Below are 16001 nucleotides of genomic sequence, written 5' to 3' on the forward strand. Positions count from 1 at the left end.
TTAGTCGGTACTGAGTGCGACGGTCAGCACCGGTACCGTCAGTTCCCGTTGCCATAGTCGGACGTTGGCCTTGACGAGAAATTCCTCCACGGCGGTGGCCACATCGCCGACCGGATGCCAGTCCCAGCAGAGTCGGCGCACCACTTCCGGGGTGATGAGGTTCTCGGCGGGCACCGAGACCCGCTGCGACAGTTCGGCCAGACCGGCCCGGGCGGCTTCGAGGCGGGCCGCGGCTTCCGGTTTGCGCCGGGCCCACCGCGCCGCCGGGGGCGGGCCGTTCTGGGCCTCGTTGGCCTCGGGCAGGTCGGTGTTGTCCCGGGCCCGGGCCAGCGCGTCCAGCCAGACCTTCGCGCTCTTGCGCTGTTTGGAGCCGCCGAAGACCGGTAGTGCGATCAGTTCGTCGACCGTCTTGGGGTCGGTCGTGGCGGCGTTGATGATCGCGGCGTCGGGCAGGATCCGTCCGGGCGCGATGTCGCGGCCGCGGGCGATGGTGTCGCGGGTGGTCCACAACTCGCGGACGGCCGACAGTGCTTGCGGGTTGCGCACCTTGTGGATACCGGAGGTGCGCCGCCAGCGGTCACGACGGGTAGGTTGTGCGACATAGGTGCGCAGGAACTCGAATTCCTGTGCCGCCCAATCGGTTTTACCCTGCTCTTCGAGTACAGCGGCGATCGCGTCGCGCAGTTCCACCAGCACCTCGACGTCCAGGGCGGCGTAGTTGAGCCATTCTGGTGGCAGCGGACGCTTGGACCAGTCGGCTGCGCCGTGGCCCTTCATCAACTGCAGGCCGAGCAACCGCTGCACCATCGCGGCCAGGTTGACCCGTTCGAAACCGGCCAGCCGGCCGGCCAATTCGGTGTCGTACAGCTTGCCGGGGCGCAGGCCGATCTCGGCAAGGCACGGCAGGTCCTGGTCGGCGGCGTGCAACACCCATTCGTCCTGGGACAGGGCATCGGCCACTGGCGCCATGGCGTCGATGGGCGAGCCGCCGTGATTGACCGGGTCGATCAGTGCAGTGCCGGAGCCGGAGCGGCGGATCTGCACCAGGTACGCGCGGTTGGAGTAGCGGAAGCCCGATGCGCGTTCCGCATCGATCGCGAACGGACCGCTGCCTTTCGCCAGAGATGTTGCTGCAGATGATATTTCACCGGCGGTGATGCAGACCTCGGGCACCCCGTCGGCGGGGGAGAGCAGCGGGGTCGATTCGGCCTCTTCGGGCTCGGCAGCGTCTGGGTCTTCAGAGACTTGAGGGTCCTCGTCCATCATCTTATGCGCGCGTACGGGAACTCAGGTCGGTGACGCCGCTGGGCGGTAACCCGGCGGCGTGCTCGAGAACTTCGCAAAATGCCTCCACGTGCGGCCCCAACTCCAGATCGGTGGCGGTCCAGGAGGCCCGCAGCTCGAGCTGGTGTGCCCGTGGCGGGCCGGAGATGTCGCCGTAGCGCACCGAGGTGGTGGCGGTGACGGTGCCGCCCAGAGCGGTGACGTGCTCGGCACGCGACTCCAGGGCATCCACCAGCCAGCTCCAGGCCACCTCGGGCAGCAGCGGGTCGACGGCTTCGGTGGAGTCCAGGTCGGCCTGGATGTAGGCGACCAGCCGCATGGTGCCATCCCACGCCTCGGCTCCTTCGGGGTCGTGCAGCAGGATCAACCGCCCGAAGGCGTCACCCTCGGAACGCTCCGGCACAACCGTTGTCTCAGGGTGCCGAACCTCGGCGCCCAGCGCGTAGCTGTAGGGCGCCAGCCGCTGGGGCGGTCGTATCGGACCCAGCTCGATTTCCGGCCGTACGGTGGTGGCGCTCATCGCCGCCACCGCCGTCCGGAACTGGGCCGGTTCGGCAGAGGTCACGGCATTTGACGCTAGCTGATGGGGCCAGGACGGTACGCAGGCGCGCCGGAGTGAGGCAGTCACGAACCAGCAACGGCCCGCGTCAGGGGGCTCGTGGCACCATAGGAGCCGATGAGTACCCGCCGGGAGCTGCCCGAATCCCCCTATCTTGCCGCCGCCAGCGGCCGCACCCCGCACCGTGTGCCGGTGTGGTTCATGCGGCAGGCCGGCCGGTCGTTGCCGGAATATCGCGCGCTGCGCGCCCAGCACCGCATGCTGGAGGCCTGCTTCGACCCCGAACTGGTCTGCGAGATCACGCTGCAGCCGGTGCGCAGGCACGGCGTGGACGCCGCGATCCTGTTCTCAGACATCGTGGTGCCTTTGAAGGCCGCCGGGATCGGCCTGGACATCGTCCCCGACGTGGGCCCGGTGATCGAACAGCCGATCCGGACGCTGGCCGATGTCGACGGCATGAAACCGCTTGATCCGGTGCAGGTCGCGCCCGTCACCGAAGCGATATCGATGCTGGTGCGTGAGCTGGGCGAAGTGCCGCTGATCGGCTTCGCGGGCGCCCCGTTCACGCTGGCCTCTTACCTGGTCGAGGGCGGTCCGAGCCGTCACCACGAACGCACCAAGGCGATGATGCTGGGCGAGTCGGCCACCTGGCACGCCCTGATGACCGCGCTGACGGATCTGACCATCACGTTCCTGCAGGCCCAGGTCGACGCCGGGGTGGATGCCCTCCAGGTGTTCGACTCCTGGGCCGGGACGCTGTCGCTGGCCGACTACCGCACCTACGTGCTTCCGCACACCACCCGGGTGTTCGCCACGATGGCCGCGGCAGGCGTGCCGATGACGCACTTCGGCGTCGGCACCGCAGAACTGCTGGGTGCGATGTCGGAGGCGTTGGGTTCCGCGCCGGCCACCATGGTCGGAGTGGACTGGCGCACCTCGCTGGTGGATGCCGCGGCCCGGGTCAAGCCGGGCAGCGCCCTGCAGGGCAACCTGGATCCGGTGGTCTTGCTGGCCGGCTGGCCGGTGACCGAGGCAGCGGTACGCCGGGTGGTCGACGACGGCCGGGCCGCAGTGGCCGCGGGAGCTGCCGGTCACGTCTTCAACCTGGGCCACGGTGTGCTGCCGGCGACCGACCCCGGCATCATCACCGAGGCGGTGACCCTGGTGCACTCCCTGTGAGTGCTTCCTATTGTGTTGTCGGCGGCGGCATTTCAGGGCTCGTCGCAGCATATCGGTTGAGGCTCGCGGCCGGACCCCGAGCGCAGATCACGCTGCTCGATCCGGCTGACCGGCTCGGCGGCGTGCTGCGGACCGAACGGGTCGGCGGGCAGCCGTTCGATGTCGGTGCCGAGGCGTTCATCGTGCGCAGGCCCGAGATGCTCGACCTGCTCGACGAGCTGGGCCTGGCCGGCCGCCGGCTCAGCCCCACCGGCACCCGCCCGTTGATCTACAGCGGCGCGCGGCTGCATCAGTTGCCGCAGGGCACCGTGCAGGGCATTCCGGCGCAGGCGTCGTCGCTGCTCGGTCTCGTCGACGACGAGACCGTGGCTCGCATCCTCGACGAGCGCGCCCGGCCACTGAAGTGGACCCCCGGAGCCGATCCGTCGGTCGCCGAGCTGGTGGGCGACCGGTTCGGCCCGCAGGTGGTGACGCGGTCCGTCGACCCTCTGCTCACCGGCGTGTACGCCGGATCGTCGACCACGATCGGGGTGCGTTCGGCGGTGCCGTCGGTGGCCGCCGCGCTGGACCGCGGGGCCCGCAGCCTCACCGAGGCGGTGCGTGAGGCGCTGCCGCCGCCATCCAACGCGCCGGTGTTCGGTGCGGTCGACGGCGGTTACACCGTGCTGCTCGAGGAGCTGCGCCACCGGGCTGATGTGCGGTGGGCCCAGGTCGCCGCGGTGCGGGTGGATCGGCACGGGCGCGGCTGGTCGGTGCTCGACGACGAGGGCGTGAGCTGGTACGCCGACGGGGTGCTGCTGGCGGTTCCGGCGCCGCACCTGCCGTCGCTGATCGCGCACATCGCACCGCAGACGGCTGCCGCGGCCCGGCGCATCCGGGTGGCGTCGGCGGCGGTGGTGGCCCTGGCGCTGCCGGGCGGGACACCGCTGCCGCAGCAATCGGGTGTGCTCGTGGCCGCGGGGGAGCGTCTCAACGCCAAGGCGGTCACGATGTCGTCGCGCAAGTGGGGCCGGCGCGGGAACGTCGAGATGGTGCGGCTGTCCTTCGGCCGTTACGGCGATGAGATGGCCGTCAACACCGGCGATGACGACCTGCTGGCCTGGTCGGCACGCGATCTGAACATGCTGTTCGGTGTCACCGTGGATCCGGTGGACAGCCATGTGCACCGCTGGATCGACGCGATGCCGCAGTACGGTCCGGGCCACGGCGAGCTGGTCGCCGAATTGCGCGCCGGGTTGCCGCCGACCCTGGCGGTGGCCGGCGCGTACCTCGACGGGATCGGGGTGCCTGCATGTGTGGGGACCGCCACCCGGGCGGTCGCGGAACTGGTGCGCAGCGGCGTGGCACGATAGGCGCATGGCCAAGCTCGACTACGACGAACTCAACTCCACCCTCCGCTACCTGATGTTCTCGGTGTTCGCGGTGAGCCCCGGGGAGCTGGGTGAAGAACGCACCCAGGTGACCGACGAGGCGGCGGCGTTCTTCAAGACCCAGGAGGAGCGCGGAGTCGTCGTACGCGGCCTGTATGACGTGGCCGGCCTGCGGGCCGATGCCGACTTCATGGTCTGGACCCACGCCGAAACCATCGAGGCGCTGCAGGCGACCTATTCGGACTTCCGGCGCACCACCGCACTGGGCCGCATCAGCGACCCGGTGTGGAGCAGCGTGGCGCTGCACCGGCCGGCCGAGTTCAACAAGAGCCACGTCCCGGCATTCATCGCCGGTGAGGATCCGGGCGATTACATCTGCGTGTACCCGTTCGTACGGTCCTACGAGTGGTACCTGCTGCCCGAGGAGGAGCGTCGCCGCATGCTGTCCGAGCACGGTATGGCTGCCCGCGGCTACAAGGATGTGCGGGCCAACACGGTGCCGGCGTTCGCCCTCGGCGACTACGAGTGGATCCTCGCCTTCGAGGCTCCTGAACTCGATCGCATCGTCGATCTGATGCGCGATCTGCGGGCCACCGACGCCCGCCGCCACACCCGCGAGGAGACACCGTTCTTCACCGGCCCGCGGGTCAGCGTCGAGGATCTGGTCGCCAAGCTGCCGTAGTTCGCCGGTGCTGGTTCGTCGGCGTGATGTCGGCATGCGGGTTGACCTGGGCTTTCAGTCAGCGGGTCTACCCTCGCGGAGATGACTGCTCCGCAAGAATCTGATCACTTCGAAGAGATGTACCGCGACGAGCGGACGGCGCACGGACTGCCTGCCGCCACACCGTGGGACATCGGTGGACCACAGCCAGTCGTGCAGCAGCTCGTCGCGCTGGGCGCCGTCAAGGGTGAGGTGCTCGATCCCGGCACCGGGCCCGGACATCACGCCATCCACTACGCGTCAAAAGGTTTGTCGGCCACGGGTGTTGACGCGTCACCAGCCGCGATCGAGAGGGCGAAGCAGAACGCGCGCAAGGCCGGCGTGACGGTGGACTTCAAGGTGGCCGATGCGACCAAACTGGAGGGTCTGGAAGGCAGGTTCGACACCGTCGTCGACACCGCCTTCTACCACGTCTTCACCGGCGAACCCGAGCTGCAGAACTCGTACGTGCGGGCGTTGCACCGGGCCACCAAACCTGGTGCGCGGCTGTACATGTACGAATTCGGCGAGCACACCGTCAACGGCTTCAGGATGCCGCGTTCGATGTCTGCAGACGATTTCCGCGGGGTGCTTCCCGACGCCGGCTGGGAGATCACGTACCTCGGGACGACCACCTACCAGGGCAACGTCAGCCTCGAGGTCTTCGAGACGATGGCCGCTCGTAATCCTGACATGGCCGACGAGATGACCCCGCTGCTCGAGCGGTTGCGGGTGATCGAACCGTGGCTGGTCGACGGCCGGGTGCACATGCCGTTCTGGGAGGTGCACGCCACCCGGGTCGATTGAGGCCCGGCCTCACTCCGTCTTGGGCACCAGCTTCAGTGAGATGGAATTGATGCAGTACCGCTGATCGGTCGGGGTGGGGTAGCCCTCACCCTCGAAAACGTGTCCCAGGTGGCTGTGGCAGTTGGCGCACAGCACCTCGACGCGGCGCATGCCCAGCGAATCGTCCGACCGCAGGATCACCGCGGCCGAATCAGCCGGATCGAAGAATGACGGCCAGCCGCAATGGGATTCGAACTTCTCGGTGCTGCGGAACAACTCGGCGCCGCAGGCCCGGCATTCGTACACGCCCTCAGTCTTGGTGTCGGTGTATTCACCGACGAAAGGGCGCTCGGTACCCGCCCGGCGCAGCACCGCGAACTCCTCGGAGCTGAGCTTGGCGCGCCACTCGTCGTCGGTCAGTTGCACTTTGGGACCCTCGGTCGTCATATCCCCAAGTTACGTGCTGATCAGCGGCGCGCGCCAGGTACGGCGGATCTGTACAAGCGCCGATCGCTCAACCACGCCAGGCTGTTTTCAGACGGCCACTGAAGTGAGGGGCGAAAAATGACCAATCGGATACGCGTCGTGTGTGCGGGCGACAGCATCACCAGGGGACGGCTCAGCACCGACTATGTCGCGATGTTGAGGCGAAGCAAAGTGGGTGAGAGAGCGGAATTCGTCCGTCACGGGGTTAACGGGGATCTCGCGTACAACCTTTTGCAGCGTCTCGACAGGGTGGTCGCGGCTCAGCCGGATGTGGTGACGGTTCTCATCGGAACCAACGACGTGCGGGCCGCGATCTCGGCCGAAGCGGCTCGCCGGGCGGTACGGCGCAAGAACCTGCCGGTGCATCCCACCCTCGACACTTACCGCGACGACCTCGACATGATCGTGAGCCGCCTACGGGCGGAGACCCGCGCTGACATCGCGTTGCTGTCGTTGCCCGTGCTGGGCCAGGACCTGCGGGGTGCCCCGGCACGGGCCGCTGCCGAGTACAGCGTCGTGATCCGGACGACGGCCGCGGCGCACGGTGTCGGGTATCTGCCGGTGAACGAACGGCAGACCGAATACCTGGCGTGCCGCGAGTCCGATCCCAAGGTCGACTTCGATTCCGGTATGGGACTGGTGTACCGGTCTCTGGTGCGGCACTTCCTGCTCGGCGCATCCTATCGCCGGATCGGGGCGTCGCGCGGCTTGATCCTGACCACCGATCATGTCCATCAGAATCCGCGTGGGGTCTCGCTGATCGCCGATGCAATCGAGGAGCACGTGGACATGGTGGCCCCACTGCGACCGCGGTAGCCTGCGGTATGCGCGGCAGTTGGATCGCCAGACCGGGCGTGATGGCCGTGGCGGGGTCGTTCGACAAGATCGAGCACCATCACCATCCCGCGGTTCAGGTGGCAGTCGGGATCGACGGCCCATTGGGCTTGCTGTCCGGCGATGGCACCGGTGAGCGGTGCATGATCGCTGCGGTGGCCGGAGGCACCCGTCACGCACTGCGCCCCGAAGGGGCCAGCTCGGCATTCTCGGTCTACCTCAGCCCCGAAACTCCCACCGCGACAACGCTGAACACGTTGATTCGGGCGTGCGGAGCGCGCCCCGGACTGTGGGCCGTGGTCGATGCCGACATGCTGGCCGCGGCGGTGACGGCCGCGGTGCGCACCGAGGATCTGACTGGTGCGGCAGACATGCTGATCGAAGGACTGCTCAGCCGAGCCGGCTCTGCTACGGAGGTAGCTGTGCACCCGCAGGTGCGTCAGGCGATCGAACTCCTCAACGCCCGGATGCCGAGTCGCGCCGACCTCGGTTCGGTGGCCGGCGAGGTGGCCATTTCGCCGGACTATCTGGGCCGGTTGTTCCGTGAGCAGACCGGGACGTCGTTCGGCGCTACGGTGCGGTGGACACGGCTGTTGGCCGCGTTGGAGCACCTCGGCGCGGGTGCATCGATCACCGATGCGGCGCACATGGCGGGATTTGCCGACGGTGCGCACGCGACCCGGGTATGTCGCGAGTTGACCGGTATCGCGCCCAGGGACGTGGCTCGCGCGTTGAACTGACCGGACGGATCTGTCCAGAACACCGACGACAGGAGCTCCCATGCCGGCAATGTCACGGATCGAGCGCGCATTCTGCAAGACCGCGTTGTGGCGCGGAGGAACCGGGCAGGCCGTGCTCGGCAGCCTCCCGGTCGATCGGCTGGGTCATGACGTGCTCGAAATCGGCTCGGGCAGTGGTGATATCGCGGCCCGGCTCCGTCAATCGAACCCGGAGCTGGCAATCACCGCGACCGACTTCGACCCGGCCATGGTGCGCACCGCAGCCCGTCGGTTGGGGGTATTCAAAAACGTGACGGTGCGCGGGGCCGATGCCACGGACCTGCCGTTCGACGACGACTCGTTCGATTCGGTACTGAGCTGCCTGATGCTGCATCACATCGTGGACTGGGAGAAGGCGATCGCCGAGATCGCCCGGGTGCTGCGCCCCGGCGGTGTGTTCACCGGCTATGACCTGACCCGCACCCCGTTGGCGACCGCGATCCACCGGCTCGACCGGTCACCGTTCCGGCTGGTGAACCCCGATGAGCTCGACGAGGTCTGTGCGCGGCACGGCCTGGCCATGCAGACCCGGACCCGGCTGGCGGGTCAGGTCATGCAGTTCACGTCAGACTGATTCGGCTTCCTTGGGACGGCTCAGCCACGGCGGGTCGATGCCCTCGTCGAGCCTGCCGTCCTGCTTGGCGTCCAGGTAGCGGAAGTACAGCACGCAGAACACCACGATCAACATCAGCGACCAGCCGTAGGTGATCTTCATGTACTCCAGGAACCGACCGGTGGTCGGCCAGCGCCACAACAGCCAGCGGTCCATCGTCATGAACCCGTAGACCCCCAGCCATGCCGGCCAGTTGCGGATCACCGAGTTCGGCAGTACCACCGTCATCAGGAACGGGAACAGCATCATCGAGTAGTAGCCCTGGGCCAGTCCGAGCACCAGCCACGAGCTGATCAGCAGCACGCCTGACGAGGTCAGCATCCAGAACAGCTGGTCGCGTTCGCGGTAGTAGCGGTACAGCAGCCACAGGCTGACCACTGTCAGCACGACCGCGACCACGCGCAGCGCGATGATCAACCACATCGGCAGCCCGTAGTAGATGCCGTTGCCCAGGATCGAGGAGTTGAAGTAGTCGCGGGTCTCAAGGATGTAGGGCGCGGTGTTGCGTACGAAGCCCATCGGGTCCGCCGACAGCGGCCAGGCCACGGCGTTGAACACCAGGGGCACACCGACGGCGGTGATCATGGTTCGCCACTGACGGTTGAGCAACGGCAACAAGAGCAGAGGCGCCAGTGACGGTTTTACCACCAGCGTCAGGCCGATCGCCGCCCCGGCCAGCAGTTCGTTGCGGGTGCCGCCCTTGAGGAGGAACCAGAAGAACAATGCCTCGGCCAGCAGTAGGCAGCCGTTGATGTTGGTGAAGACCAGTGTGTTGGTGACTGATTCGGTGCAGAACATGGCCAGCAGCAGGGCTGGTAGTGCCACTGAGGTCAGTGAGAAATTGAACAGCCGTACCAATACACATGCGGCGATGATGACTGCCGCGGAATTGATCCCCACAAACCAGAAGCGCGAAGCGAACTCCGGCAGGAACCCGAACGGAGCCAGCAGCAGAGTGCCGCCCGGTGGGTACAGGTAGTGCGGGTCGACGAAGTTGAAATGTTCGTTGTAGATGGCCCAGTGCCGACGGAAATTCGACACCGCCCGGTACACCGGGCCGAAGTCGTCGGTGATGTAACCGTTGGTGGCCAGCACGTAGCTGCGATGGATGATCGACAGGATCGCGATCGGCCACAGCACCGAGCGCAGCACCGTGGCGGTGCTTGGCGCTGAGGTGCGGGGACGGAAGGAATTCAGAAGACCGACTATGACTGGATTCTTGGTCGGGAATTCTGCTTCGGCCACCAGCGAACCTTATACCGACGCCGATCGGGCCCCGCGTCAGGCGGGACAGTACGTGTCGGTCTCGGGCAGTTTGCCGCTCTCGAGGTAGCCCGTCAGCGGGGGGAGTGCGCACGGTGTGTAGATGCTGGCCCCGTGGCCGATGCCCTGCCACATCACCCGCCGGTTGTTGGCGCCGGCGTTGATGATGGTCGCGGCGACGGCGGCGACGCCCTCACTGCCGGTGATCGGGTCATTGCGCACTCCGAGCAGCAGCACCGGAATCTTGAGGTCCTGCGGGTCTTTTGGTGCGGTGCCGCTGGGCCAGTTGAGGCATTTGACGAGGTTCAGGGCCCCGACTGCGCCGAACTGCGGGTAGAGCTTGCCCCAGGCGACCACCAGTTCGCGGACCCGGTCCGGGGTGGGCCGGTTGAGTGCGTCGCTGCACGAGTTGACGAACTGACCGTCGGATTGGCGCAGATTGTCGGCTTGAGTGATGAGGCCCGAGATCGGGCCGGCGTCACCGGCGCGAGCCGCAGCCAGGGCGCCCGCCAGGTTGTTGGTGGCGGCCACCCGGTCACCTTGCGGGAAACCCATTCCAGTGGTGATCGCGTCGGCCAGAGTGGCCACCGAGGCCCCGCCGGGGCCGCGGCCGTCCCGGGCTTCGGTCAGCAGCGCGTCGACGGCCCCCTTGGGATCCGGCGCCAGCGGGCAGTTGGTGGCCACGCACTGCGCGGCGAACGCGTCCAGTGCGGCCTGCTGGCCCTTGACGCGTTGCTCGGCCGCGGACTCGGCACCGATTGCCAGCGGCAGCGGGGAGTCCAGGATCAACCGGGACACCTTGTTGGGGTGCGAGCCGGCGTAGGCCAATGCCACCTGGGCGCCGTTGCCTATGCCCAGCAGCGCAAGTGCGGGCACATCCCAGGTGCTGCGCAGCCGCTCCAGATCTTCGGCGGTGTGCGCGTTGTCGTAGGCCGAGTCGCCCGGGGCGATCGTGTCGGTGCAACTGGTGGTGGCGGTCATGGTGACCGCACCCAGGTTGGCCACCGGATCGTCGCCGGCCTGAAACTGTGTCTGGTCGAGCATTTCCTGACGGTCGTAGACGTCGCGGCAGTCCACCGCGCCGGACATTCCGATGCCGCGCCGGTCCACTGCGACGATGGGATGCGATTTGAGGATGTCGGTTCCCGAGCGCGCCAGCCACGTGGGCAGCTGCACCGAGGTGGGGATGTCGGATCCGGTGGTCATCACCAGCGGACCGGCATCGGGCGGGGTCTGCGTGGACCGGGCCCGCACCACGCCGATGCTGAGCGTGCCGGTGGCCCCGTTGATCGAGTCGAGGTCTGAGTCGTAGGTCGCGCAGTCCAGCGTGACGTCGGGTATCGGCTGGATGCCGGCGCCGTTGAACAACCGCGGGGTGCAGTCCCGCCACGACAGGTCGTTCTTGGGTGCTTCGATGCCCGGGGGACCTGGCGGCGCCGCCAAGGTGGTTTCGGGCTGTCCCTGCGGGTGGGCGCCGGAGTTGGTGGCATAGCGCGGATCTGCGGCCAGCAGGGGTGAGCATGCGGTGAGCAGTAAGGACAGAACGGGCGCGGCGACCGCCGACCTCCTCAGGGCTTTCACCAGCTGATGACGCATGCTGACCACAGTAGCGACACGTGCGGTGCCGATGCTCCTCGCGCAAGCGCTCGTCGGTGCCGATGCTCCTCGCGCAAGCGCTCGTCGGTGCCGATGCTCCTCGCGCAAGCGCTCGTCGGTGCCGATGCTCCTCGCGCAAGCGCTCGTCGGAACTACCCGCGGACGTAGCGGGTGTACAGGTAGCCCTCGTCGTCGGTGAGCAGGTGTGCAGGTCGCATCCGGGTGAGCGCCTGGCCCGGGCCCGTCGCGATGCGTCGCGCTACCCCGCCGACCAGGATCGGCGCCACGGTCAGGCACAACTCGTCGAGTAGCTCGTTTTCGATCAGCAGGCTCAGCAGCGACGGGCCGCCCTCGGTCAGCACCCGGAAGAGCTTGCGTTCGGCGAGGATTCGCAAGGCCACGGCCGGGTCGACGCGGGTGGGGTCCGCGCCGGAGGCGTCGAGCACCTCGGCGACCGCGCCCAGCCGGTGGCGCGCGTCGGCGACGGTCTTGGTGGCGGTGAGGATCAGCGGTGGCACCTCGGTGCGGGTGAAGAACTTTGCGTCGTGGTCGATCGCGGCCGAGGCGGTGACGACGGCGATCGGCGGCACTTCGGCCTGTCCGCGTCGTTGGCGTTCCTGCCGTTGTGCCACCGTCAACTGCACACCGGAGTAGTTCTCGATCCGCACGGTCGCGGCACCCATCAGGATGACGTCGGCGGCCTGGCGCATGAGATTGAACACAGCCCGATCGCCCGGACCGCCCAGCCCACCGGACTTGCCGTCCTCGGTGGCGCCGCCGTCGAGGCTGCTGATCATGTTGCCGCGTACCCAACATCGCTGCAGGTCATCCGGGTACGCGTAGTAGTTGACGAGCTGACCGTCGGCGATCTTGTCGACGTTTCCCAGCACGGTCAGGTTTGTCCCGGCGGTGTCATCGGACATGAACTGAATTGGAGCACGTCGTTACGCTGCCTGAATGCACGGGTCCAGCGGCGTCGCTCATCTCGCCGATCGTCATCCCACCGTCACGCCGGAGCGGTTGGTCGCACAGTTGATTCCGCCGCCGACGTTTGCCGACGTCAGCTACGACAGCTACCGCCCGGACCCGGCCGAACCATCTCAAGCTGCCGCGGTGGAATCCTGCCGTAGTTTCTGTGAGCAGGCCGCGGTTCGGCGGGCGGGAAAGAAGAAGCTGTTCGGCAAGCGCGAGGTGCTGCCCGGGGTCGGTCTGTATCTGGACGGCGGGTTCGGCGTCGGTAAGACCCACCTGCTGGCCTCCACGTATTACGCGCTGTCGGAGGGCGATGCCCCGACCGCGTTCGCCACCTTCGGCGAGCTGACTCAGCTGGCCGGGGTGTTCGGCTACAACGAGTGCATCGACCTGCTCTCCGGGTACTCGGTGGTGTGCATCGACGAGTTCGAGCTCGACGACCCGGGCAACACGACGCTGATCTCACGGTTGCTTTCAGCGTTGGTGGAGCGCGGTGTGTCGATCGCGGCCACCTCGAACACCCTGCCCGAGCAGCTGGGCGAGGGCCGGTTCGCCGCCCAGGACTTCCTGCGCGAGATCAACACGCTGGCCCAGATCTTCACCACGGTGCGGATCGAGGGTCCCGACTACCGGCATCGTGATCTGCCGCCGGCCCCTGAGCCGTTGTCCGACGAGGAGGTGGCGCAGCGGGCCGAGGGCGTCATCGGCGCGACCCTCGACGACTTCGACGTGCTGTGTGCGCATCTGGCGACCATGCATCCATCGCGCTATCACGCGTTGATCGACGGTGTCACCGAGGTTTTCATCACCGGGGTGCACCCGATCGAGGATCAGAGCGTGGCGCTGCGGTTGGTGGCGCTGACCGACCGGCTCTACGACGCGGGTGTCCCGGTGCTGGCGTCGGGGACCAAGTTGGACACCATTTTCAGCCCGGAGATGGTGGCCGGTGGTTTCCGGAAGAAGTACCTGCGGGCCACCTCGCGACTGCTGGCGTTGACCGCCGCCGCGCAGAAGACCGCGTAGACCGTCTAGGCCGGCGGGCTGACGGGACGCACCATCACGTAGTCGTTTTCCACCCCGGCGCCCAGCCGGAAGGTCTTGGTGCCGGCGATGACGAAACCGCTTTTGGCGTAGAACCGCTGGGCCCGTTGGTTGTCCTGGTTGACCCCGAGCCACACGCAGCGCGCGCCGGACTCGACCGCGGCGCCCAGGGCCGCGGTCATCAGTGCCCCGGCCGCACCACCGCCGTGGCGATGGGGCAACACGTAGATCTTGGACAGCTCGAGCGCGGGTCGTCGAGTCACCGCCCGCTGCACATCGGCGTCGTCGGGAACACCGTGAATCAGCATGGCGTAGCCGGTGATCGAGGTATCACGGGCCACCAGCACGATCCGGTTCGGATCGGTGAGGTACTCGCCGAGGCGTTCCTCGGAGAGCGTCTCGGCGATGAAGGCGGCGATGTTGTCCGGCGTCACCGACGGGGGGCAGGCCAGGGGAAAGGTGGCGGCAGCGACCGCCGCGAGTTCCGGAAGGTCAGCCGCCGCGGCACGGGCTATCTCCATGGCTCCTCGCGCGAGCGCTCGTCGGCCATCATGGCTCCTCGCGCGAGCGCTCGTCGGCCATTAGGGCTCCTCGCGCGAGCGCTCGTCGGCGATCAAGGCAGCGGCGAGCCCGGCTGCCAGATGTTCCACTGCCCCAGGTGCTCGCCGGTCTTGGTGTCGACCAGCACCACGTTGGTGACCAGTGCCCGGTAGACGTCCCAGTAGACGTCGCCGTTGACGGTGGCTCCCGGCGGTGCGTTGCGCAGCGCGGCTTCGAGTCGGTTGGGCGCATCGGTGTGCTTGGGCGCGTAGGCGTCGGCGTACGGGGTGACGCCGTTGAACGTGAACGCCAGCGCCATCGCGTACGGGTTGGGTGCCTGGATGGTGGTCACCGTGATCGGGACCCGCCACGGGCCGCCCTGGGCACGCCAGCGCGGCGAGCCGTTCCAGCCCCAGCCGGGCGGAACGTCACTGGCGAGCACGTCGTGCACGGTGACATCGGCGACGATGCCGTTGGCCGTCTCGACGCGCAGCGTCTGGCCGAGGTTGCCGATCGGCGTGCCTTCGGCCGAGGCTGCCGGGGGGGCCACCAGGGCGGCGACCGCCGTCAGCACGGCCGTGAACATGAGCGCAAACCAGCGAGGCATGCCAGGAATACTCGCACAAAGTGAAACGTGTTACAGCCGGATGGGGTCAGGACACCCAGGGACCGACGCCGCCGACTTTGTCGATCCGGATACGGGTGAGCCAACCGGGCGGTGCGTCCTTGGGCGGGAACGGAACGTCCGGGGCGGCCAGGGTCTGCGCCAGTTCTTTGAGGAGTTCCGGTGCGCCACCCTCGACGATGCGGGCGGTGCCGGCGATCGACAGGTAGGGGCGCATCGCTTCTCCCACCCGACCGGGATCGACGATCGTCAGGGCGACACGTGGATCCCGGCGGACATTGCGGATCTTTTTGTGCTCGGCCAGGTGCGCGGTGACGAGCTCGTCGCCGTCCGGGGTGGATTGCAGCGCCACCCAGACCAGGGTGACCTGAGGGCTTCCGTCCGGATTCAGGGTCACGAGCGTGGCGTCGGCACCTGCGCCGATGAGGTCGCGTGCGGCGTCGTTGAGTAACACGTCAGGTTCTACGGTTGTGTGGGCGGTTTCATTCCCGCTCAGTCCTCGGTGTTGTCCTGATTTGCGGGGGTGAACTGTGCCAAAGCGGCGGTCAGCTCGGACTCGAACCGGTCGGAGTCGGCGCCGAGCCGGTGTAGCGGGCCGTCTTCGCCTTCGGCCTCGGCCAGGGCGAGCAGGATGTGCTCGGTGCCGATGTAGTTGTGTCCCAGCCGCAGTGCTTGGCGGAAGGTCAGTTCCAGCGCCTTCTTGGCCCCCGCATTGAACGGGATCAGAGCCGGGACGGTCCCCGCGGGCGGGGGCAGTGTGATGGTGGCCTGGGCGGTTTCGGCGGTGATGCCCTGGTTCGCAAGGAGTTTGGCGGCCAGCCCGTCGGGTTCGGCGAACAATGCCAGCAGCAGGTGCTCGGGGGTGATCTCGGCGTTGCCGGCTCCGTGCGCGGTGTTCTGGGAGACCACGACGACGTTGCGCGCCCGTGGGGTGAACCGGCCGAATCCGGCGTTGGGGTCGAGGGTGGACGGGTCGAAACTGGGAACCTTTGGCACAAAGCGTTTCTGGGCGGCCTGCTTGGTGACGCCCATGGCCGTGCCGATGTCGGTCCAGGATGCGCCTGAGCGGCGGGCCTGGTCGACGAAATGTCCGATGAGGTGGTCGGCGATCTCGCCGAGGGCGTCGGCGGCGATCACGGCGTCGATCAACTGCTCGAGCGGTTCGGTATGAGCCTTCTTGATCGCACCGATGAGGTCGTCGAGGCGGACGGGGTTGGTGATGGTGACGGGTTTGCTCATGCGTCAACTGTAGGTTGACGATAGGTGATCGTCAACCGTGAGTTGACGCCGATTTCTCGGCGTCGCGGTGCTGAGGACGCCGGCCCGCGCGGATCGGGCAAGATAACGCCAGTGAATCTCGAAGATCGCGTACTC

General features: G+C 67.6%; 18 protein-coding genes. 8 read left to right on the forward strand and 10 right to left on the reverse strand.

The genetic code is table 11. From position 1 onward, the window contains the following. Positions 1-1263 (reverse strand): ribonuclease D, encoded by a 1263-nt coding sequence (locus HBE63_RS08405; protein WP_166904343.1) that lies wholly within the window; start codon positions 1261-1263, stop codon positions 1-3. 4 nt (positions 1264-1267) lie between these two features. Further along, on the reverse strand, positions 1268-1804 hold the full coding sequence (locus tag HBE63_RS08410) for a DUF3000 domain-containing protein (RefSeq protein ID WP_243858701.1): 537 nt from the start codon (positions 1802-1804) through the stop codon (positions 1268-1270). A gap of 156 nt (positions 1805-1960) precedes the next feature. Here HBE63_RS08410 and hemE point away from each other — a divergent pair, with 156 nt between their 5' ends. The 4 genes from hemE (at position 1961) to HBE63_RS08430 (ending at position 5899) form a co-directional block, all read left to right on the forward strand. Then, complete coding sequence (gene hemE, locus HBE63_RS08415) at positions 1961-3022, forward strand: uroporphyrinogen decarboxylase (protein ID WP_166904345.1); 1062 nt, start codon at positions 1961-1963, stop codon at positions 3020-3022. Further along, complete coding sequence (locus tag HBE63_RS08420; protein ID WP_166904346.1) at positions 3019-4374, forward strand: protoporphyrinogen oxidase; 1356 nt, start codon at positions 3019-3021, stop codon at positions 4372-4374. Before hemE ends, HBE63_RS08420 begins: the two co-directional genes overlap by 4 nt. Before the next feature lie 4 nt (positions 4375-4378). Then, entirely contained in the window at positions 4379-5074 is a 696-nt protein-coding gene (gene hemQ / locus HBE63_RS08425; RefSeq protein WP_166904347.1) for a hydrogen peroxide-dependent heme synthase, read from the forward strand. Positions 5075-5155: 81 nt separating this feature from the next. Beyond that, the gene (locus HBE63_RS08430) at positions 5156-5899 is read left to right on the forward strand and encodes a class I SAM-dependent methyltransferase (RefSeq protein WP_208301329.1); all 744 of its coding nucleotides are present in this window, start codon (positions 5156-5158) and stop codon (positions 5897-5899) included. Positions 5900-5908: 9 nt separating this feature from the next. Here the strand turns inward: HBE63_RS08430 and msrB are convergent, their stop codons facing one another. Continuing rightward, positions 5909-6325 (reverse strand): peptide-methionine (R)-S-oxide reductase MsrB, encoded by a 417-nt coding sequence (msrB, locus tag HBE63_RS08435; RefSeq protein WP_166904348.1) that lies wholly within the window; start codon positions 6323-6325, stop codon positions 5909-5911. A 117-nt stretch (positions 6326-6442) separates the two neighbouring features. Here msrB and HBE63_RS08440 point away from each other — a divergent pair, with 117 nt between their 5' ends. Genes HBE63_RS08440 through HBE63_RS08450 form a run of 3 tightly spaced genes read left to right on the forward strand, consistent with a single transcriptional unit; the run spans position 6443 to position 8551 of the window. Continuing rightward, positions 6443-7180, forward strand: a complete 738-nt coding sequence (locus tag HBE63_RS08440; protein ID WP_166904349.1) for a GDSL-type esterase/lipase family protein — start codon at positions 6443-6445, stop codon at positions 7178-7180. 8 nt (positions 7181-7188) lie between these two features. Continuing rightward, positions 7189-7938: an AraC family transcriptional regulator gene (locus HBE63_RS08445; RefSeq protein ID WP_166904350.1), complete on the forward strand. Its 750-nt coding sequence runs from the start codon at positions 7189-7191 to the stop codon at positions 7936-7938. Positions 7939-7978: 40 nt separating this feature from the next. Further along, positions 7979-8551 (forward strand): class I SAM-dependent methyltransferase, encoded by a 573-nt coding sequence (locus HBE63_RS08450; RefSeq protein ID WP_166904351.1) that lies wholly within the window; start codon positions 7979-7981, stop codon positions 8549-8551. Here the strand turns inward: HBE63_RS08450 and aftC are convergent. The 3 genes from aftC to HBE63_RS08465 form a co-directional block, all read right to left on the reverse strand. Then, complete coding sequence (gene aftC, locus HBE63_RS08455; RefSeq protein WP_166904352.1) at positions 8543-9835, reverse strand: arabinofuranan 3-O-arabinosyltransferase; 1293 nt, start codon at positions 9833-9835, stop codon at positions 8543-8545. The two genes, HBE63_RS08450 and aftC, sit on opposite strands and share 9 nt — an antisense overlap. Positions 9836-9871: 36 nt before the next feature. Beyond that, entirely contained in the window at positions 9872-11449 is a 1578-nt protein-coding gene (locus HBE63_RS08460; RefSeq protein ID WP_166904353.1) for an alpha/beta hydrolase, read from the reverse strand. Between the two features lie 152 nt (positions 11450-11601). After that, entirely contained in the window at positions 11602-12372 is a 771-nt protein-coding gene (locus HBE63_RS08465; protein ID WP_166904354.1) for a pyrimidine reductase family protein, read from the reverse strand. A 34-nt stretch (positions 12373-12406) separates the two neighbouring features. On the opposite strand from HBE63_RS08465, the gene zapE reads away from it, so the two are divergent. Beyond that, complete coding sequence (gene zapE, locus HBE63_RS08470) at positions 12407-13444, forward strand: cell division protein ZapE (protein WP_166904355.1); 1038 nt, start codon at positions 12407-12409, stop codon at positions 13442-13444. 5 nt (positions 13445-13449) lie between these two features. Here the strand turns inward: zapE and HBE63_RS08475 are convergent, their stop codons facing one another. The 4 genes from HBE63_RS08475 to HBE63_RS08490 form a co-directional block, all read right to left on the reverse strand. After that, positions 13450-13983, reverse strand: a complete 534-nt coding sequence (locus tag HBE63_RS08475) for an N-acetyltransferase (protein WP_166904356.1) — start codon at positions 13981-13983, stop codon at positions 13450-13452. 92 nt (positions 13984-14075) lie between these two features. After that, entirely contained in the window at positions 14076-14609 is a 534-nt protein-coding gene (locus HBE63_RS08480; protein ID WP_166904357.1) for a hypothetical protein, read from the reverse strand. A 46-nt stretch (positions 14610-14655) separates the two neighbouring features. Next, complete coding sequence (locus HBE63_RS08485) at positions 14656-15081, reverse strand: PPOX class F420-dependent oxidoreductase (protein WP_166904358.1); 426 nt, start codon at positions 15079-15081, stop codon at positions 14656-14658. A 38-nt stretch (positions 15082-15119) separates the two neighbouring features. Next, a complete protein-coding gene (locus HBE63_RS08490) occupies positions 15120-15866 on the reverse strand; it encodes a Clp protease N-terminal domain-containing protein (protein WP_166904359.1) in 747 nt (248 codons plus the stop codon). Positions 15867-16001 lie beyond the last annotated feature (135 nt).

Source organism: Mycobacterium sp. DL440 (assembly GCF_011745145.1).
Classification (GTDB): domain Bacteria; phylum Actinomycetota; class Actinomycetes; order Mycobacteriales; family Mycobacteriaceae; genus Mycobacterium.